At 55.9% G+C, this 19,858-nt stretch carries 19 protein-coding genes; 17 read left to right on the forward strand and 2 right to left on the reverse strand.

Annotated elements, in window-relative coordinates:
* Positions 1–4 precede the first annotated feature (4 nt).
* The gene (gene nei, locus ACQUTP_RS10675) at positions 5–796 is read left to right on the forward strand and encodes an endonuclease VIII (protein WP_032455732.1); all 792 of its coding nucleotides are present in this window, start codon (positions 5–7) and stop codon (positions 794–796) included.
* 90 nt (positions 797–886) lie between these two features.
* On the opposite strand, the gene gltA is transcribed toward nei, so the two are convergent.
* Positions 887–2,170, reverse strand: coding sequence for a citrate synthase (gene gltA, locus ACQUTP_RS10680; RefSeq protein ID WP_004885983.1), 1,284 nt, complete (start codon positions 2,168–2,170; stop codon positions 887–889).
* Positions 2,171–2,354: 184 nt separating this feature from the next.
* Positions 2,355–2,486 carry a hypothetical protein gene (locus ACQUTP_RS10685; protein ID WP_418268517.1) on the reverse strand — a complete coding sequence of 44 codons (132 nt, stop codon included), beginning with the start codon at positions 2,484–2,486 and terminating at the stop codon, positions 2,355–2,357.
* Between the two features lie 324 nt (positions 2,487–2,810).
* On the opposite strand from ACQUTP_RS10685, the gene sdhC reads away from it, so the two are divergent.
* The 16 genes from sdhC to tolA all read left to right on the forward strand — a co-directional run bounded on the left by sdhC (position 2,811) and on the right by tolA (position 19,769).
* Complete coding sequence (gene sdhC / locus ACQUTP_RS10690; RefSeq protein WP_004142216.1) at positions 2,811–3,215, forward strand: succinate dehydrogenase cytochrome b556 subunit; 405 nt, start codon at positions 2,811–2,813, stop codon at positions 3,213–3,215.
* The gene (sdhD, locus tag ACQUTP_RS10695; protein ID WP_002894949.1) at positions 3,209–3,556 is read left to right on the forward strand and encodes a succinate dehydrogenase membrane anchor subunit; all 348 of its coding nucleotides are present in this window, start codon (positions 3,209–3,211) and stop codon (positions 3,554–3,556) included. The genes sdhC and sdhD overlap by 7 nt, the downstream gene beginning before the upstream one ends.
* Positions 3,556–5,322: a succinate dehydrogenase flavoprotein subunit gene (gene sdhA / locus ACQUTP_RS10700; protein WP_004179067.1), complete on the forward strand. Its 1,767-nt coding sequence runs from the start codon at positions 3,556–3,558 to the stop codon at positions 5,320–5,322. The genes sdhD and sdhA overlap by 1 nt, the downstream gene beginning before the upstream one ends.
* Before the next feature lie 15 nt (positions 5,323–5,337).
* The gene (gene sdhB / locus ACQUTP_RS10705; protein ID WP_002894954.1) at positions 5,338–6,054 is read left to right on the forward strand and encodes a succinate dehydrogenase iron-sulfur subunit SdhB; all 717 of its coding nucleotides are present in this window, start codon (positions 5,338–5,340) and stop codon (positions 6,052–6,054) included.
* Between the two features lie 440 nt (positions 6,055–6,494).
* Entirely contained in the window at positions 6,495–9,302 is a 2,808-nt protein-coding gene (sucA, locus tag ACQUTP_RS10710; protein ID WP_004147623.1) for a 2-oxoglutarate dehydrogenase E1 component, read from the forward strand.
* 14 nt (positions 9,303–9,316) lie between these two features.
* The gene (odhB, locus tag ACQUTP_RS10715; protein ID WP_285755672.1) at positions 9,317–10,543 is read left to right on the forward strand and encodes a 2-oxoglutarate dehydrogenase complex dihydrolipoyllysine-residue succinyltransferase; all 1,227 of its coding nucleotides are present in this window, start codon (positions 9,317–9,319) and stop codon (positions 10,541–10,543) included.
* 103 nt (positions 10,544–10,646) lie between these two features.
* A complete protein-coding gene (gene sucC, locus ACQUTP_RS10720) occupies positions 10,647–11,813 on the forward strand; it encodes an ADP-forming succinate--CoA ligase subunit beta (RefSeq protein ID WP_002895039.1) in 1,167 nt (388 codons plus the stop codon).
* Entirely contained in the window at positions 11,813–12,682 is an 870-nt protein-coding gene (gene sucD, locus ACQUTP_RS10725) for a succinate--CoA ligase subunit alpha (protein ID WP_004885990.1), read from the forward strand. The genes sucC and sucD overlap by 1 nt, the downstream gene beginning before the upstream one ends.
* A gap of 826 nt (positions 12,683–13,508) precedes the next feature.
* Complete coding sequence (cydA, locus tag ACQUTP_RS10730; RefSeq protein WP_032455734.1) at positions 13,509–15,077, forward strand: cytochrome ubiquinol oxidase subunit I; 1,569 nt, start codon at positions 13,509–13,511, stop codon at positions 15,075–15,077.
* Between the two features lie 15 nt (positions 15,078–15,092).
* Entirely contained in the window at positions 15,093–16,232 is a 1,140-nt protein-coding gene (gene cydB / locus ACQUTP_RS10735) for a cytochrome d ubiquinol oxidase subunit II (RefSeq protein WP_004885993.1), read from the forward strand.
* 15 nt (positions 16,233–16,247) lie between these two features.
* The gene (gene cydX, locus ACQUTP_RS10740; RefSeq protein WP_002895051.1) at positions 16,248–16,364 is read left to right on the forward strand and encodes a cytochrome bd-I oxidase subunit CydX; all 117 of its coding nucleotides are present in this window, start codon (positions 16,248–16,250) and stop codon (positions 16,362–16,364) included.
* Positions 16,364–16,654, forward strand: coding sequence for a cyd operon protein YbgE (gene ybgE / locus ACQUTP_RS10745; RefSeq protein ID WP_002895053.1), 291 nt, complete (start codon positions 16,364–16,366; stop codon positions 16,652–16,654). The genes cydX and ybgE overlap by 1 nt, the downstream gene beginning before the upstream one ends.
* A gap of 149 nt (positions 16,655–16,803) precedes the next feature.
* The gene (gene ybgC / locus ACQUTP_RS10750) at positions 16,804–17,208 is read left to right on the forward strand and encodes a tol-pal system-associated acyl-CoA thioesterase (protein WP_002895056.1); all 405 of its coding nucleotides are present in this window, start codon (positions 16,804–16,806) and stop codon (positions 17,206–17,208) included.
* Entirely contained in the window at positions 17,205–17,897 is a 693-nt protein-coding gene (gene tolQ, locus ACQUTP_RS10755) for a Tol-Pal system protein TolQ (RefSeq protein ID WP_004152221.1), read from the forward strand. The genes ybgC and tolQ overlap by 4 nt, the downstream gene beginning before the upstream one ends.
* 3 nt (positions 17,898–17,900) lie before the next feature.
* Positions 17,901–18,329 carry a colicin uptake protein TolR gene (tolR, locus tag ACQUTP_RS10760; RefSeq protein WP_002895061.1) on the forward strand — a complete coding sequence of 143 codons (429 nt, stop codon included), beginning with the start codon at positions 17,901–17,903 and terminating at the stop codon, positions 18,327–18,329.
* 99 nt (positions 18,330–18,428) lie between these two features.
* On the forward strand, positions 18,429–19,769 hold the full coding sequence (gene tolA / locus ACQUTP_RS10765) for a cell envelope integrity protein TolA (protein WP_004885996.1): 1,341 nt from the start codon (positions 18,429–18,431) through the stop codon (positions 19,767–19,769).
* Positions 19,770–19,858 lie beyond the last annotated feature (89 nt).

The following is a 19,858-nucleotide window of genomic DNA, read 5'->3' on the forward strand; positions in this document are numbered from 1 at the left end:
CAGTATGCCGGAAGGTCCGGAGATCCGCCGCGCGGCGGATACACTGGAGGCAGCAATCAAAGACGAACCCTTAACCGACGTCTGGTTCGCTTTTCCCCGGTTGCAACCCTATCAAACCGAACTGATTGGTCAGCGGGTTACCCATATCGACACCCGGGGCAAAGCCCTGCTGACCCGCTTCTCCGGCGGCCTGACCCTGTACAGCCATAATCAGCTGTACGGCGTCTGGCGCGTGGTTGAGGCCGGCGAACAGCCTGCCTCTAACCGGGTGTTGCGCGTCAGGCTACAGACGGCCAGCAAGGCGATTTTGCTCTACAGCGCGTCGGACATTGAGATGCTCACGGCGGAGCAGGAGGCCAACCATCCGTTCTTGCTGCGCGTCGGTCCGGACGTGCTGGATATGACGTTAACCGCAGAGCAGGTGAAAGCGCGACTGCTGTCGGCCAAATTCCGCAATCGTCAGTTTTCCGGCCTGCTGCTGGATCAGGCTTTTCTTGCCGGTCTGGGTAACTATCTGCGGGTGGAAATCCTCTGGCAGGTGGGGCTGACCGGGGGGCATAAGGCCTCGGAGCTTAATGAAACACAGCTGGATGCGCTGGCGCACGCGCTACTCGATATCCCGCGGCTTTCTTATCGCACTCGCGGCCAGCCCGATAACAACAAGCACCACGGCGCGCTGTTCCGCTTTAAGGTCTTCCATCGCGATGGGGAAAAGTGCGAGCGCTGCGGGGGCGTGATTGAGAAGACCATGCTCTCATCGCGGCCGTTTTACTGGTGTCCGCACTGCCAGCATTAAGCCGGCAGCCAGGCAGTGTCAGCGCCAGGCTTCATCGTCAGGCATAAAAAACGCGCCTGCAGGCGCGTTTTTATCATCCGGACAGCGAGATTAACGCTTGATGTCGGACTGGAAGTCGCGTTTGGCGTAGCCGGTGTACAGCTGACGCGGACGGGCGATCTTCATGCCGTCGCTGTGCATTTCGTTCCAGTGCGCAATCCAGCCCACGGTACGCGCCATGGCGAAGATAACGGTAAACATGGAGGACGGAATACCCATCGCTTTCAGGATGATACCGGAGTAGAAGTCGACGTTCGGGTAGAGCTTCTTCTCGATGAAGTACGGGTCGTTCAGCGCGATATGCTCCAGCTCCATGGCTACCTGCAGCAGGTCGTCTTTGGTGCCCAGCTCTTTCAGCACTTCATGGCAGGTTTCACGCATCACGGTGGCGCGCGGGTCGTAGTTTTTGTAAACACGATGGCCGAAGCCCATCAGGCGGAAAGAGTCATTCTTGTCTTTCGCACGACGAACAAATTCCGGAATGTGTTCAACGGAGCTGATCTCTTCCAGCATTTTCAGCGCCGCTTCGTTGGCGCCGCCGTGCGCCGGTCCCCACAGAGAGGCGATGCCGGCTGCGATACAGGCGAACGGGTTAGCGCCGGAAGAGCCCGCGGTACGTACCGTCGAGGTCGAGGCGTTCTGCTCGTGATCGGCGTGCAGGATCAGAATACGGTCCATGGCGCGCTCGAGCACCGGATTGACTTCGTACTCTTCGCACGGCGTGGCGAACATCATGCGCAGGAAGTTGCCGGCGTAGGAGAGGTCGTTGCGCGGATAAACAAACGGCTGGCCGATAGAATACTTGTAACACATAGCTGCCATGGTCGGCATTTTGGACAGCAGGCGATAGGCGGCGATTTCACGGTGACGCGGGTTATTCACGTCGAGGGAGTCGTGATAGAACGCCGCCAGGGCGCCGGTGATCCCGCACATAACGGCCATCGGGTGAGAATCGCGACGGAACGCATGGAACAGACGGGTGATCTGCTCATGGATCATGGTGTGACGGGTCACGGTGGTTTTGAATTCGTCATATTCGGCCTGGGTTGGTTTTTCACCGTTCAGCAGAATGTAACAAACTTCAAGATAGTTTGATTCGGTCGCTAACTGGTCGATCGGGAAGCCGCGGTGCAGCAGGATCCCCTCGTCACCATCGATAAACGTAATTTTAGATTCACAGGAAGCGGTAGATGTGAAACCTGGGTCAAAGGTAAATACGCCTTTTGAACCAAGACTACGAATATCAATAACATCCTGACCGAGCGTGCCTTTTAGCACATCCAGTTCAATAGCAGTGTCACCACCCAGGGTGATTTTTGCTTTAGCATCAGACATTTATGGTCTCCTTAGCGCCTTTATTGCTTAAGACTGCCGGGTGGTGGATTTGCTTTCGGCCCGCGCCCGTATACGTTACCAGTTTGTTATGTTGCACACAGCTCTGCGTCAGCGAAAAGGGCAGGGTACAGAGCAACGGCGCTTGATGGCACGTTCTTCAGGGCTGCGGTGAAACAACAGCAAATCAGCGTTTTAGCAGTCCGAATATTAAAACCTGTATACCACTAATAACTGTCCTGATTACATCGGTCAATACTGACACACTGTTACATAACTTATTCTCAGGTGAAAGAGTGACCCCATAACTTTTGAGCATTATTGCATTTAACTGGTAATGGTTGTAACAAGAATGTTTAATATTTGTCAAATCAGGTGATTAAAAATTAAAAAAATGTTGTTATCGTGACCTTGATCACTGTTCCGGAGAAAACCCAACAAACTATATGTAGGTTAATTGTAATGATTTTGTGAACGGCCTATACTGCGGCCAGGTCTCCGGAACACCCTGCAATCCCGAGCCACCCAGCGTTGTTTAGTGATGTTTTAATGCCTGAAAAGACGTTTTAACATGACTTCTGGTTATAGAAAGGACGCTGTCTGACCCGCAAGCAGACCGGAGGAAGGAAACAATAAGAACAGCATGTGGGCGTTATTCATGGTAAGAAATGTGAAAAAACAAAGACCTGTCAATCTGGATCTACAAACGATACGGTTCCCAATCACGGCGATAGCGTCCATTCTCCATCGCGTTTCCGGTGTCATCACCTTCGTGGCGGTCGGAATTCTGCTTTGGCTGCTGGGCACCAGCCTCTCCTCCCCTGAAGGTTTTCTGACGGCGGCCTCGATCATGGATAGCTTCTTTGTGAAGTTCATCATGTGGGGCATTCTCACCGCGCTGGCCTATCACGTCGTTGTCGGTATCCGCCATCTGATGATGGACTTTGGTTACCTGGACGAAACCCTCGAAGCAGGGAAACGTTCCGCCAAGATTTCTTTTGTTATTACTGTCGTGCTTTCACTTCTCGCAGGAGTCCTCGTATGGTAAGCAACGCCTCAGCACTGGGACGCAACGGCGTACATGACTTTATTCTGGTCCGTGCTACCGCCATCGTTCTGACCCTCTACATCATCTACATGGTTGGCTTCTTCGCTACCACCGGTGAGATCTCATGGGAAGTGTGGACCGGATTCTTTGCCTCCGGCTTCACTAAAGTCTTCACTCTGCTGGCTCTCGTTTCCATTCTTATCCATGCCTGGATCGGGATGTGGCAGGTGTTAACGGACTACGTTAAACCACTGGCTCTGCGCCTGGTTCTGCAGCTGGCTATCGTTGTGGCGCTGGTGGCTTACGTTCTTTATGGATTTGTTGTGGTGTGGGGTGTGTAATGAAATTGCCAGTCAGAGAGTTTGATGCTGTTGTCATCGGTGCCGGCGGCGCAGGTATGCGCGCGGCGCTGCAAATTTCCCAGAGCGGACAGACCTGTGCGCTGCTCTCTAAAGTCTTCCCGACCCGTTCCCATACCGTGTCAGCGCAGGGGGGTATCACCGTCGCGCTCGGTAACTCCCATGAAGATAACTGGGAATGGCATATGTACGACACCGTAAAAGGGTCGGACTATATCGGTGACCAGGACGCCATCGAATATATGTGTAAGACCGGCCCGGAAGCGATTCTCGAGCTGGAGCACATGGGCCTGCCGTTCTCCCGTCTTGACGACGGCCGTATTTATCAGCGCCCGTTCGGCGGCCAGTCGAAGAACTTCGGCGGCGAGCAGGCGGCGCGCACCGCGGCGGCGGCTGACCGTACCGGCCACGCCCTGCTGCACACCCTGTACCAGCAGAACCTCAAAAACCACACCACTATTTTCTCCGAATGGTATGCCCTCGATCTGGTGAAAAACCAGGACGGCGCGGTGGTGGGTTGTACTGCCCTGTGCATCGAGACCGGCGAAGTGGTCTACTTTAAAGCCCGCGCCACCGTGCTGGCGACCGGCGGCGCAGGCCGTATTTATCAGTCCACCACCAACGCCCACATCAACACCGGTGACGGCGTCGGGATGGCCATCCGTGCCGGCGTGCCGGTGCAGGATATGGAAATGTGGCAGTTCCACCCGACCGGCATCGCCGGGGCAGGGGTTCTGGTCACCGAAGGTTGCCGCGGCGAAGGCGGTTATCTGCTCAATAAACACGGCGAACGCTTTATGGAGCGTTATGCCCCGAACGCCAAAGACCTGGCGGGTCGTGACGTGGTGGCGCGTTCCATCATGATCGAAATCCGCGAAGGTCGCGGCTGCGATGGCCCGTGGGGCCCGCACGCGAAATTGAAGCTGGATCACCTGGGTAAAGAGGTTCTGGAATCTCGTCTGCCGGGTATCCTCGAGCTGTCCCGTACCTTTGCTCACGTCGATCCGGTGAAAGAGCCGATCCCGGTTATCCCAACCTGCCACTACATGATGGGCGGTATTCCGACCAAAGTGACCGGCCAGGCGCTGACCGTCAATGAGAAGGGCGAAGACGTGGTGATCCCGGGCCTGTTCGCGGTAGGCGAAATCGCCTGCGTATCGGTCCACGGCGCTAACCGTCTTGGCGGCAACTCGCTGCTCGACCTGGTGGTCTTCGGCCGCGCGGCGGGCCTGCATCTGCAGGAATCCATCGCCGAGCAGGGCACGCTGCGCGACGCCAGCGAATCCGATATCGAAGGCTCGCTGGACCGCCTCAACCGCTGGAACAACACCCGTTCCGGTGAAGATCCGGTGGCGATCCGCAAAGCGCTGCAGGAATGTATGCAGCATAACTTCTCGGTGTTCCGCGAAGGCGATGCGATGCACAAAGGTCTGGAACAGCTGAAAGTGATCCGCGAGCGCCTGAAAAACGCCCGTCTCGACGATACCTCCAGCGAGTTCAACACCCAGCGCGTTGAGTGCCTGGAGCTGGATAACCTGATGGAAACCGCGTACGCGACCGCCGTATCCGCTAACTTCCGTACCGAGAGCCGTGGCGCCCACAGCCGCTTCGACTTCCCGGATCGTGATGATGAAAACTGGCTGTGCCATTCCCTGTATCTGCCAGAGTCGGAATCCATGACGCGTCGTAGCGTCAACATGGAACCGAAACTGCGTCCGGCATTCCCGCCGAAGATTCGTACTTACTAATGCGGAGACAGGAAAATGAAACTCGAGTTTTCAATTTATCGCTATAACCCGGATGTTGATGACGCTCCGCACATGCAGGATTACACCCTCGAAGCGGAAGAAGGTCGTGACATGATGCTGCTGGATGCGCTGATCCAGCTGAAAGAAAAAGATCCGTCGCTGTCGTTCCGCCGCTCCTGCCGTGAAGGGGTTTGTGGTTCCGATGGCCTGAATATGAACGGGAAAAACGGTCTGGCGTGCATCACGCCGATCTCCGCGCTGAATCAGCCGGGCAAGAAGATTGTTATCCGTCCGCTGCCTGGATTACCGGTTATCCGTGATTTGGTGGTGGACATGGGGCAATTCTATGCACAATATGAGAAGATTAAGCCTTACTTGTTGAATAATGGGCAAAATCCTCCGGCTCGCGAGCATCTGCAGATGCCTGAGCAGCGTGAGAAACTCGATGGTCTGTACGAGTGTATTCTCTGCGCATGTTGTTCGACCTCGTGCCCGTCGTTCTGGTGGAACCCGGATAAGTTCATCGGCCCGGCTGGCCTGTTGGCCGCGTATCGCTTCCTGATCGACAGTCGCGATACCGAAACCAGCGAGCGTCTGGACGGCCTGAGCGATGCTTTCAGCGTATTCCGCTGTCACAGCATTATGAACTGCGTCAGTGTGTGTCCGAAGGGGCTGAACCCGACGCGCGCCATCGGCCATATTAAGTCGATGCTGCTGCAGCGCAGCGCGTAAGAAACCCGGTGTGTCCCGGATGGCGCTACCGCTTATCCGGGCTACCAAAAGCAGTAACCCCGGTAGCGTTTGTGCTACCGGGAAATGAATACCCTAAATAATTCGAGTTACAGGACAACGTACATGTAACTTGAAGTATGAAGGGATAGCAGGAAATCTTTAAAAACCGCCACAAGATGTACCAGTAATCAAGGCGTTCAGTGCGAGGTAAGGCGGCAACTGAACGCATCCCCGGGAGCATAGCGAACTATGTGACCGGGGTAAGTGAAGGCAGCTAACGCAACCGCAGCCTGAACGCCGAAGATTAATGGCAGTTTTTAAAGGTTCCTTAGCGGATAGAAACCACAACTCGTCCGCAACAAGTGAACCCCGGCACGTGCACTCGGTGTGCGTGGTAGTTTCTACGGCGAAATAAGCATATGAATGCTTAAGGGATCACGATGCAGAACGGCGCAATGAAAGCCTGGCTGGACTCTTCTTACCTCTCTGGTTCGAACCAGAGCTGGATAGAACAGCTCTATGAAGACTTCTTAACCGATCCTGACTCTGTTGACGCCAACTGGCGTTCAATGTTCCAGCAGTTACCTGGCACCGGAGTTAAACCGGATCAATTTCATTCCAAAACGCGTGATTATTTCCGTCGACTGGCGAAGGATGCCTCACGTTACACTTCTTCGATTTCCGACCCAGACACCAATGTGAAGCAGGTTAAAGTCCTGCAGCTCATCAACGCATACCGTTTCCGTGGCCACCAGCATGCGAATCTCGATCCGCTGGGGCTGTGGAAGCAAGAGAGAGTGGCGGATCTCGATCCGGCCTACCACGATCTGACCGAGGCCGATTTCCAGGAAAGCTATAACGTAGGTTCATTTGCCATCGGTAAAGACACGATGAAGCTGGGCGAGTTGATTGCCGCCCTCAAGCAAACCTACTGCGGCTCCATCGGCGCGGAATACATGCATATCACCTCTACCGAAGAAAAACGCTGGATCCAGCAGCGCATTGAATCGGTAGCTGGCAAAGCGAGCTTTACCGCGGAAGAGAAAAAACGCTTCCTCAGCGAACTGACCGCCGCGGAAGGCCTGGAGCGCTACCTCGGCGCCAAATTCCCGGGGGCGAAGCGCTTCTCGCTGGAGGGTGGCGATGCCCTGATCCCGATGCTCAAAGAGATGATCCGCCATGCGGGCAAGAGCGGCACCCGCGAAGTGGTGCTGGGCATGGCGCACCGCGGTCGTCTCAACGTGCTGGTCAACGTGCTGGGTAAAAAACCGCAGGATCTGTTCGACGAGTTCGCCGGCAAACATAAAGAACATCTCGGTACCGGCGATGTGAAGTACCACATGGGCTTCTCATCCGATATGGAAACCGAAGGCGGTCTGGTGCACCTGGCGCTGGCGTTTAACCCGTCGCACCTCGAGATCGTCAGCCCGGTGGTTATCGGTTCCGTACGCGCCCGTCTGGATCGTCTGGACGAGCCGAGCAGCAACAAGGTTCTGCCGATCACTATCCACGGCGACGCCGCCGTCACCGGTCAGGGTGTGGTTCAGGAAACCCTGAACATGTCGAAAGCCCGCGGTTACGAAGTGGGCGGTACCGTGCGCATCGTTATCAACAACCAGGTGGGCTTCACGACCTCTAACCCGCTGGATGCGCGTTCGACCCCGTACTGCACCGACATCGGTAAAATGGTGCAGGCGCCGATTTTCCACGTCAATGCCGACGATCCGGAAGCGGTCGCGTTCGTCACTCGTCTGGCGCTGGATTTCCGCAACACATTCAAACGCGATGTCTTCATCGATCTGGTGTGCTACCGCCGTCACGGCCATAACGAAGCCGATGAGCCGAGCGCAACTCAGCCGCTGATGTATCAGAAGATCAAAAAGCACCCGACCCCGCGCAAAATCTATGCTGACAAGCTGGAGCAGGAGAAGGTGGCGACTCTGGAAGACGCGACCGAGCAGGTTAACCTCTACCGCGATGCGCTGGATGCCGGCGAATGCGTGGTGCAGGAATGGCGTCCGATGAACATGCACTCCTTTACCTGGTCGCCGTACCTCAATCATGAGTGGGACGAGAGCTATCCGGATAAAGTGGAGCCGAAGCGTCTGCAGGAGCTGGCGAAACGCATCAGCACGGTGCCGGAAGGTATCGAAATGCAGTCCCGCGTAGCGAAAATTTACGCCGACCGCCAGGCGATGGCGGCAGGTGAGAAGCTGTTCGACTGGGGCGGCGCCGAAAACCTGGCCTACGCCACGCTGGTTGACGAAGGTATTCCGGTGCGTCTGTCCGGGGAAGACTCCGGTCGCGGCACCTTCTTCCATCGTCATGCGGTGATCCATAACCAGACCAATGGTTCAACTTACACCCCGCTGCAGCATGTCCATAACGGTCAGGGCCAGTTCCGCGTTTGGGACTCGGTGCTGTCTGAAGAAGCCGTACTGGCGTTTGAATATGGTTACGCCACCGCTGAGCCGCGCACCCTGACCATCTGGGAAGCGCAGTTTGGCGACTTCGCCAACGGCGCTCAGGTGGTGATCGACCAGTTCATCTCCTCCGGTGAGCAGAAGTGGGGCCGGATGTGCGGCCTGGTGATGCTCCTGCCGCACGGCTATGAAGGCCAGGGTCCGGAGCACTCCTCCGCGCGTCTGGAGCGTTATCTGCAGCTGTGCGCTGAGCAGAACATGCAGGTCTGCGTACCGTCCACACCGGCGCAGGTGTACCACATGCTGCGTCGTCAGGCGCTGCGCGGTATGCGTCGTCCGCTGGTGGTGATGTCGCCGAAGTCGCTGCTGCGTCATCCGCTGGCAGTCTCCAGCATGGATGAGCTGGCGAACGGCACTTTCCTGCCGGCCATCGGTGAAATCGATCAACTTGATCCGCAGGCTGTGAAGCGCGTTGTGCTGTGCTCTGGTAAGGTTTACTACGACCTGCTGGAACAGCGCCGCAAAAACGAGCAAAAAGATGTCGCTATCGTTCGTATCGAGCAGCTCTATCCGTTCCCGCATCAGGCGGTGCAGGAAGCGCTGAAAGCGTATGCGCACGTGCATGATTTTGTCTGGTGCCAGGAAGAGCCGCTCAACCAGGGCGCATGGTACTGCAGCCAGCATCACTTCCGTGAAGTGATTCCGTTTGGGGCCTCTCTGCGTTATGCAGGCCGCCCGGCCTCCGCCTCTCCGGCGGTAGGGTATATGTCCGTTCACCAGAAACAGCAACAAGATCTGGTCAATGACGCGCTGAACGTCGATTAATTAAAGGATACACAATGAGTAGCGTAGATATTCTGGTTCCCGACCTGCCTGAGTCCGTAGCTGACGCAACCGTCGCCACCTGGCACAAAAAACCGGGCGACGCGGTCGTCCGTGACGAAGTCCTGGTCGAAATCGAAACTGACAAAGTGGTACTGGAAGTACCGGCATCAGCGGACGGCATTCTGGATGCAGTGCTGGAAGACGAGGGCGCTACCGTCCTGTCTCGCCAGATCCTTGGCCGCCTGCGCGAAGGTAACAGCGCAGGTAAAGAAAGCAGCGAAAAAGCCGATGCGAAGGCGTCCACGCCGGCGCAGCGTCAGCAGGCTTCTCTGGAAGAGCAGAACAACGACGCGCTGAGCCCGGCGATCCGTCGTCTGCTGGCTGAACACAACCTCGACGCAGCGGCCATCAAAGGCACTGGCGTCGGCGGCCGTTTGACCCGCGAAGACGTTGAGAAACATCTGGCGAAAGCCCCGGCGTCGGCAGAAGCCAAAGCGCCAGCCTCCGCCGCGGCAGCCGCGCCGGCGCCGCAGCTGGGCAATCGTTCTGAAAAACGCGTCCCGATGACCCGCCTGCGTAAACGCGTGGCCGAGCGTCTGCTGGAAGCGAAAAACTCCACCGCCATGCTGACCACGTTCAACGAAGTCAACATGAAGCCAATCATGGATCTGCGTAAGCAGTACGGTGAGGCGTTCGAAAAACGTCACGGCATCCGTCTGGGCTTTATGTCCTTCTACGTGAAAGCGGTAGTGGAAGCGCTGAAACGCTATCCGGAAGTGAACGCTTCCATCGATGGCGACGACGTGGTGTACCACAACTACTTCGACGTCAGCATGGCCGTATCCACCCCGCGCGGCCTGGTCACCCCGGTTCTGCGTGACGTCGACCTGCTGGGCATGGCGGATATCGAAAAGAATATTAAAGAGCTGGCAGTGAAAGGCCGCGACGGCAAGCTGACCGTAGATGACCTGACCGGCGGTAACTTCACCATTACCAACGGCGGCGTGTTCGGCTCCCTGATGTCCACGCCGATCATCAACCCACCGCAGAGCGCCATCCTGGGTATGCATGCCATTAAAGACCGTCCGATGGCGGTGAATGGCAAGGTAGAGATCCTGCCGATGATGTACCTGGCGCTCTCCTACGACCACCGTCTGATCGACGGACGTGAGTCGGTAGGCTTCCTGGTGGCGATTAAAGAGCTGCTGGAAGATCCGACCCGTCTGCTGCTGGACGTGTAGTCAGCAAGCGTATTACCTACCGTAGGCCGGATAACACGCGTTAGCGCCGTTATCAGGCCTACAGGTTTAAAGATAATTACACCCTGAAGGATGGACTGAACACATGAACTTACATGAATATCAGGCAAAACAACTTTTTGCCCGCTATGGCTTACCGGCGCCGGTGGGTTATGCCTGTACTACTCCGCGTGAAGCAGAAGAAGCCGCTTCAAAAATCGGCGCGGGTCCGTGGGTAGTGAAATGTCAGGTTCACGCTGGTGGCCGCGGCAAAGCGGGCGGTGTGAAAGTGGTGAAGAGCAAAGAAGAGATCCGCGCATTTGCCGAGCACTGGCTGGGCAAACGTCTGGTGACCTATCAAACAGATGCGAACGGCCAGCCGGTTAACCAGATCCTGGTTGAAGCGGCGACCGATATTGACAAAGAGCTGTACCTGGGCGCGGTCGTTGACCGTAGTTCCCGTCGCGTGGTGTTCATGGCCTCTACTGAAGGCGGCGTGGAAATCGAAAAAGTGGCGGAAGAGACCCCGCACCTGATCCACAAGATCGCCATCGATCCGCTGGCTGGCCCGATGCCTTACCAGGGCCGTGAACTGGCGTTCAAGCTGGGCCTGGAAGGTAAGCAGGTTCAGCAGTTCACTAAGATTTTCATGGGCCTGGCGACCATTTTCCTGGAGCGCGACCTCGCGCTGATCGAAATTAACCCGCTGGTGATCACCAAGCAGGGCGACCTGATCTGCCTGGACGGCAAACTGGGCGCTGACGGCAACGCACTGTTCCGCCAGCCGGATCTGCGCGAAATGCGCGACCAGTCTCAGGAAGACCCGCGTGAAGCACAGGCGGCGCAGTGGGAACTGAACTACGTCGCGCTGGACGGCAACATTGGTTGCATGGTTAACGGCGCGGGCCTGGCGATGGGTACCATGGACATCGTTAAACTGCACGGCGGCGAACCGGCTAACTTCCTCGACGTGGGCGGCGGCGCCACCAAAGAGCGCGTCACCGAAGCGTTCAAAATCATCCTCTCTGACGACAACGTGAAAGCGGTGCTGGTGAACATCTTCGGCGGTATCGTACGCTGCGACCTGATCGCTGACGGTATCATCGGTGCGGTAGCGGAAGTTGGGGTTAACGTTCCGGTGGTGGTTCGTCTGGAAGGTAACAACGCCGAACTGGGCGCGAAAAAACTGGCTGACAGCGGCCTGAATATTATTGCAGCGAAAAGTCTGACGGACGCAGCACAGCAGGTTGTTGCCGCAGTGGAGGGGAAATAATGTCAGTTTTAATTAATAAAGATACCAAGGTTATCTGCCAGGGCTTCACCGGTAGCCAGGGGACCTTCCACTCTGAACAAGCGATCGCTTACGGTACGCAAATGGTTGGCGGCGTGACGCCAGGCAAAGGCGGCACCACGCACCTGGGCCTGCCGGTGTTCAACACCGTGCGCGAAGCCGTTGAAGCGACCGGCGCTACCGCGACCGTGATCTACGTTCCGGCGCCGTTCTGCAAAGATTCCATTCTGGAAGCGATTGACGCGGGCATTAAGCTTATCATCACCATCACCGAAGGTATCCCGACCCTGGATATGCTGACCGTGAAAGTGAAACTGGACGAAGCGGGCGTGCGCATGATCGGCCCGAACTGCCCAGGCGTTATCACCCCGGGCGAATGCAAAATCGGCATCATGCCGGGTCACATTCACAAGCCGGGTAAAGTGGGCATCGTTTCCCGTTCCGGTACCCTGACCTATGAAGCGGTTAAGCAGACCACCGACTACGGCTTCGGCCAGTCTACCTGCGTCGGTATCGGCGGCGACCCGATCCCGGGCTCTAACTTCATCGATATCCTGAAGCTGTTCCAGGAAGACCCGCAGACCGAAGCTATCGTCATGATCGGTGAGATCGGCGGCAGCGCGGAAGAAGAAGCGGCTGCCTACATCAAAGAGCACGTGACCAAGCCGGTTGTAGGCTACATCGCGGGCGTGACCGCGCCGAAAGGCAAGCGTATGGGCCATGCGGGCGCCATCATCGCTGGCGGTAAAGGTACTGCTGATGAGAAATTCGCAGCCCTGGAAGCAGCCGGTGTGAAAACCGTTCGCAGCCTGGCCGATATCGGCGAAGCGCTGAAAGCGATCATCAAGTAAACCCTCTCTGCTTGTCCGCAAGCAGAAATCTGTCCGATTTCGACATGGTTGGCCACCGTCAGGTGGCCTTTTTTTTGGCCGTTATCCGCTTCTCCCGAAAGCCGCTGAGCCAGCAAACCCCGCGTTTGGCGAAAACCTTATCTATCATATTGATTTTAAGAATTATTTCATAAATATTCTCGACGTGCGGTTGTCGGAAAGGAAAATATGCCCTGGCCGTATCGGAGGGAAGCAAAACAGACACTAAAAAAAGAGTGGGGGAGGGGATAAGAAAACAGGAAAAAATACTGTGAGCGGTCTAGCATTAATCGGATCGGCTCTTTTTTTCTTTTTTTTCTGCGGCGTTAAATAATATTACCTATGATTCTCATCTCTCCCTTTTTAGTAACCAATCGAAGTATACTTTAAACACAGTATTAACATTAAGTTTACCAATATTCTTTATTGGGCTACATAATTAACACGTAGAGTAAAAATTGATTTATATCAATACTTAATGCTTGGAAAAATCCTTCAAAAAACGTTAAATTGTCTCAAGTCAAATTGGCCTAAACTGGCCATCTTCGCTATATATTGATCACCGTCGAAAAATGTAAAACTGGAACAATAAAAACATATTTATTGTAAGGTTATTGCGGCGTAATATATTGGGGAATCAATTGGGTTTTTCGTTAACGTATTTGTAACCTTGTCCTGGCATGGTTTCACTTTCGGTTGAAACCCGCTCCGGGCGGGCGACAAATAAAAATTTGTATTGGGGCATGCGTATGAGCCAGAGCTTCTCGGTTCATTTTCGGAGTCTTCATGCGATGAGCAAGGAGTCATGATGTTAGATATAGTCGAACTGTCGCGCTTACAGTTTGCCTTGACCGCGATGTACCACTTCCTGTTTGTGCCACTGACGCTCGGTATGGCGTTCCTGCTGGCCATCATGGAAACGGTCTACGTCCTTTCCGGCAAACAGATTTATAAAGATATGACCAAATTCTGGGGCAAGTTGTTTGGTATCAACTTCGCGCTGGGTGTGGCGACCGGTCTGACCATGGAGTTCCAGTTCGGGACTAACTGGTCGTATTACTCACACTACGTGGGGGATATCTTCGGTGCGCCGCTGGCCATTGAAGGTCTGATGGCCTTCTTCCTCGAATCCACCTTTGTAGGTCTGTTCTTCTTCGGTTGGGATCGTCTGGGTAAAGTTCAGCACATGGCCGTCACCTGGCTGGTCGCACTGGGCTCCAACCTCTCCGCGCTGTGGATCCTCGTCGCAAACGGCTGGATGCAGAACCCTATCGCATCGGACTTCAACTTTGAAACCATGCGTATGGAGATGGTTAGCTTCTCCGAACTGGTGCTCAACCCGGTTGCTCAGGTGAAATTCGTTCACACCGTGGCGTCTGGCTATGTCACCGGTGCGATGTTCATCCTGGCTATCAGCTCCTGGTACATGCTGAAAGGCCGTGACTTTGCCTTTGCTAAGCGCTCCTTCGCCATCGCAGCCAGCTTCGGTATGGCAGCGATCCTCTCCGTTATTGTGCTGGGTGACGAATCTGGTTACGAAATGGGCGACGTGCAGAAAACCAAACTGGCGGCTATCGAAGCAGAGTGGGAAACCCAGCCTGCGCCGGCGGCCTTTACCCTGTTTGGTATTCCCGATCAGAATGCGCAAACCAACCACTTCGCCATCCAGATCCCTTACGCGCTGGGCATCATTGCCACCCGCTCGGTGGATAAGCCGGTTATCGGTCTGAAGGATCTGATGGTTCAGCACGAAGAGCGTATCCGTAACGGCATGAAGGCCTATGCGCTGCTGGAGCAACTGCGCGCCGGTTCCACCGACCAGTCCGTTCGCGACCAGTTCAATAACGTGAAGAAAGATCTTGGCTATGGTCTGCTGCTGAAACGCTATACCCCGAACGTCGCTGACGCCACGGAAGAGCAGATCGCCAAAGCGACCAAAGACTCTATTCCAAGCGTCGCACCGCTGTACTTCGCCTTCCGTATCATGGTGGCGTGCGGCATCCTGATGCTGTTGATTATCGGCGCCTCCTTCTGGAGCGTGATCCGTAACCGTATCGGCGAGAAAAAATGGCTGCTGCGCGCCGCGTTCTATGGCTTGCCGCTGCCATGGATTGCCGTGGAGTCGGGCTGGTTTGTTGCCGAATACGGCCGTCAGCCGTGGGCGATTGGTGAAGTCCTGCCGACGGCGGTGGCCAACTCGTCGCTGACCGCGGGCGATCTGATCTTCTCTATGTTGCTGATCTGCGGCCTGTACACGCTGTTCCTGGTGGCTGAACTGTTCCTGATGTTCAAGTTTGCCCGCAAAGGACCTAGCAGCCTGAAAACCGGCCGCTATCACTTTGAACAGTCCTCTGCGGCTATTCAGTCGGCACGCTAAGACAGGAGTCGTCAAATGATCGATTATGAAGTATTGCGTTTTATCTGGTGGCTGCTGATTGGCATCCTGCTGATTGGCTTCGCCGTCGCCGACGGGTTCGACATGGGGGTGGGCATGCTCACCCGCTTCCTCGGCCGTAACGACACCGAGCGTCGGATTATGATCAACGCCATCGCCCCGCACTGGGACGGTAACCAGGTGTGGCTGATCACCGCCGGCGGCGCGCTGTTCGCTGCCTGGCCGATGGTCTACGCCGCGGCGTTCTCCGGTTTCTATGTGGCGATGATTCTGGTGCTGGCCTCGTTGTTCTTCCGTCCGGTCGGTTTCGACTACCGTTCCAAGATCGAGGACACCCGCTGGCGCAACATGTGGGACTGGGGCATCTTCATCGGCAGCTTCGTGCCGCCGCTGGTGATTGGCGTGGCCTTCGGCAACCTGCTGCAGGGCGTGCCGTTCCATGTCGACGAATACCTGCGTCTCTTCTATACCGGTAATTTCTTCCAGCTGCTGAACCCGTTTGGTCTGCTGGCCGGTATCGTCAGCGTGGCGATGATCCTGACCCAGGGCGCGACCTACCTGCAGATGCGTACCGTAGGCGAACTGCACCTGCGCACCCGCACCGTCTCCACGGTGGCGGCGCTGGTGACGCTGGTCTGCTTCGCGCTGGCGGGCGTGTGGGTCTACTACGGTATCGACGGCTATGTGGTGAAATCGGTGATTGACCATACCGGCCCGTCTAATCCGCTGACCAAAGAAGTGGTGCGTGAAGCTGGTGCGTGGATGGTGAACTTTAACAATATGCCAGCGCTGTGGGCGATCCCTGCCCTGGGCGTGGTGCTGCCGCTGCTGACCGTCGTTTCGACCAAAGCGGATAAAGGCGCCTGGGCATTCTTGTTCTCCTCGCTGACCCTGGCCTGCATCATTCTGACTGCCGGTATCGCGATGTTCCCGTTCATCATGCCGTCCAGCACTATGCTGAACGCCAGCCTGACGATGTGGGACGCGACCTCCAGCCAGCGGACGCTGAATCTGATGACCTACGTGGCGATTGTCTTCGTGCCGATCATTCTGGGCTACACCAGCTGGTGTTACTGGAAAATGTTTGGCCGCATCACGCGCGAAGACATCGAAAAGAACACCCACTCGCTGTACTAAGGTAAGGAGCTATATATGTGGTACTTCGCATGGATTTTGGGAACGCTTCTTGCCTGTGCCTTTGGGGTGATTACCGCGCTGGCGCTTGAGCACGTGGAAGCCACCAAAGCCGGGAAGAAAGAAGAAATCTGATGAAATTTATCGCTACTCTGTACGCGATAATGGACAAGCGCCCGCTCCGGGCGCTTTCCTTATTGATGGCGCTGCTGCTGGCAGGCTGCATCTTCTGGGATCCGTCGCGCTTTGCCGCGAAGACCAGCGAGCTGGAAATCTGGCATGGTTTCTTGCTGATGTGGGCAGTTTGCAGCGGCGTTATTCACGGCGTAGGCTTCCGCCCGCGTGCCGTTCACTGGCAGGGGATTTTTTGTCCGCTTATCGCTGATATCGTGCTCGCTTTAGGTCTCTTCTTTTTCTTCTTTTGAATAAGAGATCTCTGTTAATGCTATGGGCTTGCATAAGCCCATAAAAATTTACGCCCCGTTTACTTTCCCCCATTCCAAACCATCTTTCCCGCGCGTATAGTAGCGAAGTTTGAAAGCTCTAACCTTTTTTTGCATTACCGGGATGTAAAGTGAATACAACGCTGTTTCGATGGCCGGTTCGGGTCTACTACGAAGATACCGACGCCGGTGGTGTGGTTTACCACGCCAGTTACGTCGCTTTTTATGAAAGAGCACGCACAGAGATGCTGCGCCACCATCACTTTAGTCAACAGGTTCTGTTGGCTGAACGCGTTGCCTTCGTGGTTCGCAAAATGACGCTGGAGTATTTTGCCCCCGCCAGACTCGACGACATGCTCGAAGTCCAGACGGAAATTACCTCGATGCGCGGCACCTCTTTGGTTTTCACGCAGCGAATCGTCAACGCCGAGAATACAGTGTTAAACGAAGCTGAGGTTCTCATTGTGTGCGTTGATCCACTCTTAATGAAGCCACGTGCGCTTCCCAAGTCTATTGTCGCGGAGTTTAAGCAGTGACTGACATGAATATCCTTGATTTGTTCCTGAAGGCGAGCCTTCTGGTTAAACTTATCATGTTGATTTTGATTGGTTTTTCTATCGCTTCCTGGGCTATTATTATTCAGAGAACGCGTATCCTTAACTCGGCCGCGCGCGAAGCTGAAGCGTTCGAGGACAAATTCTGGTCCGGGATTGAACTGTCCCGTTTGTATCAGGAAAGCCAGGGGCGTCGCGATAATCTGACCGGTTCGGAGCAGATCTTCTACAGCGGCTTCAAAGAGTTTGCGCGCTTGCATCGGGCCAACAGCCATGCGCCGGAGGCGATCGTCGAAGGGGCATCGCGCGCGATGCGTATTTCGATGAACCGCGAGCTGGAAACGCTGGAGACCCATATTCCGTTCCTCGGCACCGTAGGCTCCATCAGCCCGTATATCGGTCTCTTCGGTACCGTTTGGGGAATCATGCACGCCTTTATCGCTCTTGGCGCGGTGAAGCAGGCCACTCTGCAGATGGTGGCGCCGGGTATCGCCGAAGCGCTGATCGCCACGGCGATCGGTCTGTTCGCTGCTATCCCGGCGGTCATGGCGTATAACCGCCTGAACCAGCGCGTGAACAAGCTTGAACTGAATTACGACAACTTTATGGAAGAGTTCACCGCCATTCTGCACCGTCAGGCTTTTACCACCAGCGAAAGCAATAAGGGGTAAGCCATGGCCAGAGCACGTGGACGCGGACGTCGCGAACTGAAGTCCGAGATCAACATCGTTCCGCTGCTGGATGTCCTGCTGGTGCTGTTGCTGATCTTTATGGCAACGGCGCCGATCATTACGCAGAGCGTGGAAGTCGATCTGCCGGACGCCACGGAATCGCAAGCGGTGAAAAGCAATGACGATCCGCCGGTGATTGTGGAAGTCTCCGGGGTAGGGCAGTACAGCGTGAAAGTGGGGCAGGAGACGCTGTCCCAGCTGCCGCCGGAGCAGGTGATTGCCGAAGCGAAGCGTCGTCTTGAAGCCAATGAGAAAACGGTATTCCTGATCGGCGGTGCGAAAGACGTCCCTTACGATGAAATTATTAAAGCGCTGAACCTGTTGCATAGTGCAGGGGTTAAATCGGTCGGCTTGATGACCAAACCTATTTAATCGCTTCAGGTAGGTGCGTCCGCGCGGCGTTCGGCGGCGAGTATCGCTCGCCGTCGGTGCGCATCGCGGGTACAGGCGAACAGTTTTTGGGAACCGATAGTGTCAAAGGCAACCGAACAAAACGACAAGCTTAAACGAGCGATCATCATTTCAGTCGCGCTGCACATCATACTGATCGCGCTGCTGATCTGGAGTTCGTTTGACGAGCATCTGGATGCCTCTGCCGGCGGCGGCGGGGGATCGTCGATTGATGCCGTCATGGTCGATCCGGGGGCGGTGGTAAATAACTATAACCGTCAGCAACAGCAGCAGGCCAGCGCACGTCGCGCCGCTGAACAGCGCGAAAAACAGGCGCAGCAGCAGGCGGAAGAGTTACGTGAGAAGCAGGCGGCGGAACAGGAACGGCTGAAACAGCTCGAACAGGAGCGGCTGCAGGCGCAGGAAGCGGCGAAAGAAGCGAAGGAACAACAGAAGCAGGCTGAGGAAGCCGCAGCCAAGGCTGCCGCGGCGGCGAAAGCCAAAGCGGATGCGCAGGCTAAAGAAGCGCAGGAAGCAGCGGCCAAAGCGGCCGCCGAGGCGAAAGCGAAGGCGGATGCCCAGGCGAAAGCGGCTGAACTGGCGGCAGCGAAAGCGGCTGCTGACGCGAAGAAACAGGCCGAAGCCGCCGCCGCGAAAGCAGCGGCCGATGCGAAGAAACAGGCGGAAGCCGAAGCGGCGAAAGCCGCGGCAGAGGCGCAGAAGAAAGCAGAAGCGGCAGCGGCGAAGAAAGCGCAACAGGAAGCGGAGAAGAAGGCCCAGCAGGAAGCGGCTAAACAGGCAGCGGCTGAAAAAGCGGCTGCAGAAAAAGCCGCCGAAAAAGCAGCTGAGAAAGCGGCCGCGCAAAAAGCGGCCGCGGAGAAGGCCGCCGCCGAGAAAGCCGCCGCAGCTGAAAAAGCAGCGGCAGCCAAAGCGGCAGCTGCTGAGAAGGCGGCGGCTGATAAAGCGGCCAAAGCGGCAGCAGCAAAAGCCGCGGCAGCGAAGAAAGCTGCTGCAGCGAAAGAAGCGGACGGCGTTGACGACCTGCTCGGCGATCTGAGCTCTGGTAAGAATGCGCCGAAAGGTAGCACCAGCGGTAGCACAGGTGGCTCTTCACCTGCTAAAGGAAGTAAACCGGGGCAGGGCGGTGCATCTCAGGCGGAGATTGCCAGCTATATTTCGCAGGTGCAGGCCGCGATTAAAGGACATCTCTATGACTGGGATACGTACAAGGGTAAAGTATGTACGTTGCGCGTAAACCTGGCTCAGGATGGAACGTTGTTGAGTGTGAAATCGGAAGGCGGCGATCCGGCTTTCTGCCAGCAAATGCTGGCGGCTACCAGTCGGATGAGCAAATTCCCTAAACCGCCGTCGCAGGCTGTTTATGAAACGTTCAAAAATGCGCCACTGGACTTCAAACCTTAAGCGCTTTTTCTCCCCGCGTTAGCGGGGGGAAAGAAAATAGGGCGGTCATGGGTTTTGGTAGTTTTGTGTATTTGAGTTTGTTAACATTC

The sequence above is a fragment of the Klebsiella sp. 2-CIP_Kleb. genome (assembly GCF_050378715.1).
Lineage (GTDB): Bacteria > Pseudomonadota > Gammaproteobacteria > Enterobacterales > Enterobacteriaceae > Klebsiella > Klebsiella quasipneumoniae.

Coding starts and splice junctions, on each gene's coding strand:
- sdhC (WP_004142216.1), top strand. CDS start 2,811: ATGTGGGCGTTATTCATGGTAAGAAATGTGAAAAAACAAAGACCTGTC.
- sdhB (WP_002894954.1), top strand. CDS start 5,338: ATGAAACTCGAGTTTTCAATTTATCGCTATAACCCGGATGTTGATGAC.
- sucC (WP_002895039.1), top strand. CDS start 10,647: ATGAACTTACATGAATATCAGGCAAAACAACTTTTTGCCCGCTATGGC.
- cydX (WP_002895051.1), top strand. CDS start 16,248: ATGTGGTACTTCGCATGGATTTTGGGAACGCTTCTTGCCTGTGCCTTT.
- sdhA (WP_004179067.1), top strand. CDS start 3,556: ATGAAATTGCCAGTCAGAGAGTTTGATGCTGTTGTCATCGGTGCCGGC.
- cydB (WP_004885993.1), top strand. CDS start 15,093: ATGATCGATTATGAAGTATTGCGTTTTATCTGGTGGCTGCTGATTGGC.
- nei (WP_032455732.1), top strand. CDS start 5: ATGCCGGAAGGTCCGGAGATCCGCCGCGCGGCGGATACACTGGAGGCA.
- tolR (WP_002895061.1), top strand. CDS start 17,901: ATGGCCAGAGCACGTGGACGCGGACGTCGCGAACTGAAGTCCGAGATC.
- ybgE (WP_002895053.1), top strand. CDS start 16,364: ATGAAATTTATCGCTACTCTGTACGCGATAATGGACAAGCGCCCGCTC.
- cydA (WP_032455734.1), top strand. CDS start 13,509: ATGTTAGATATAGTCGAACTGTCGCGCTTACAGTTTGCCTTGACCGCG.
- sucD (WP_004885990.1), top strand. CDS start 11,813: ATGTCAGTTTTAATTAATAAAGATACCAAGGTTATCTGCCAGGGCTTC.
- odhB (WP_285755672.1), top strand. CDS start 9,317: ATGAGTAGCGTAGATATTCTGGTTCCCGACCTGCCTGAGTCCGTAGCT.
- ACQUTP_RS10685 (WP_418268517.1), bottom strand. CDS start 2,486: ATGCTCAAAAGTTATGGGGTCACTCTTTCACCTGAGAATAAGTTATGT.
- gltA (WP_004885983.1), bottom strand. CDS start 2,170: ATGTCTGATGCTAAAGCAAAAATCACCCTGGGTGGTGACACTGCTATT.
- sucA (WP_004147623.1), top strand. CDS start 6,495: ATGCAGAACGGCGCAATGAAAGCCTGGCTGGACTCTTCTTACCTCTCT.
- sdhD (WP_002894949.1), top strand. CDS start 3,209: ATGGTAAGCAACGCCTCAGCACTGGGACGCAACGGCGTACATGACTTT.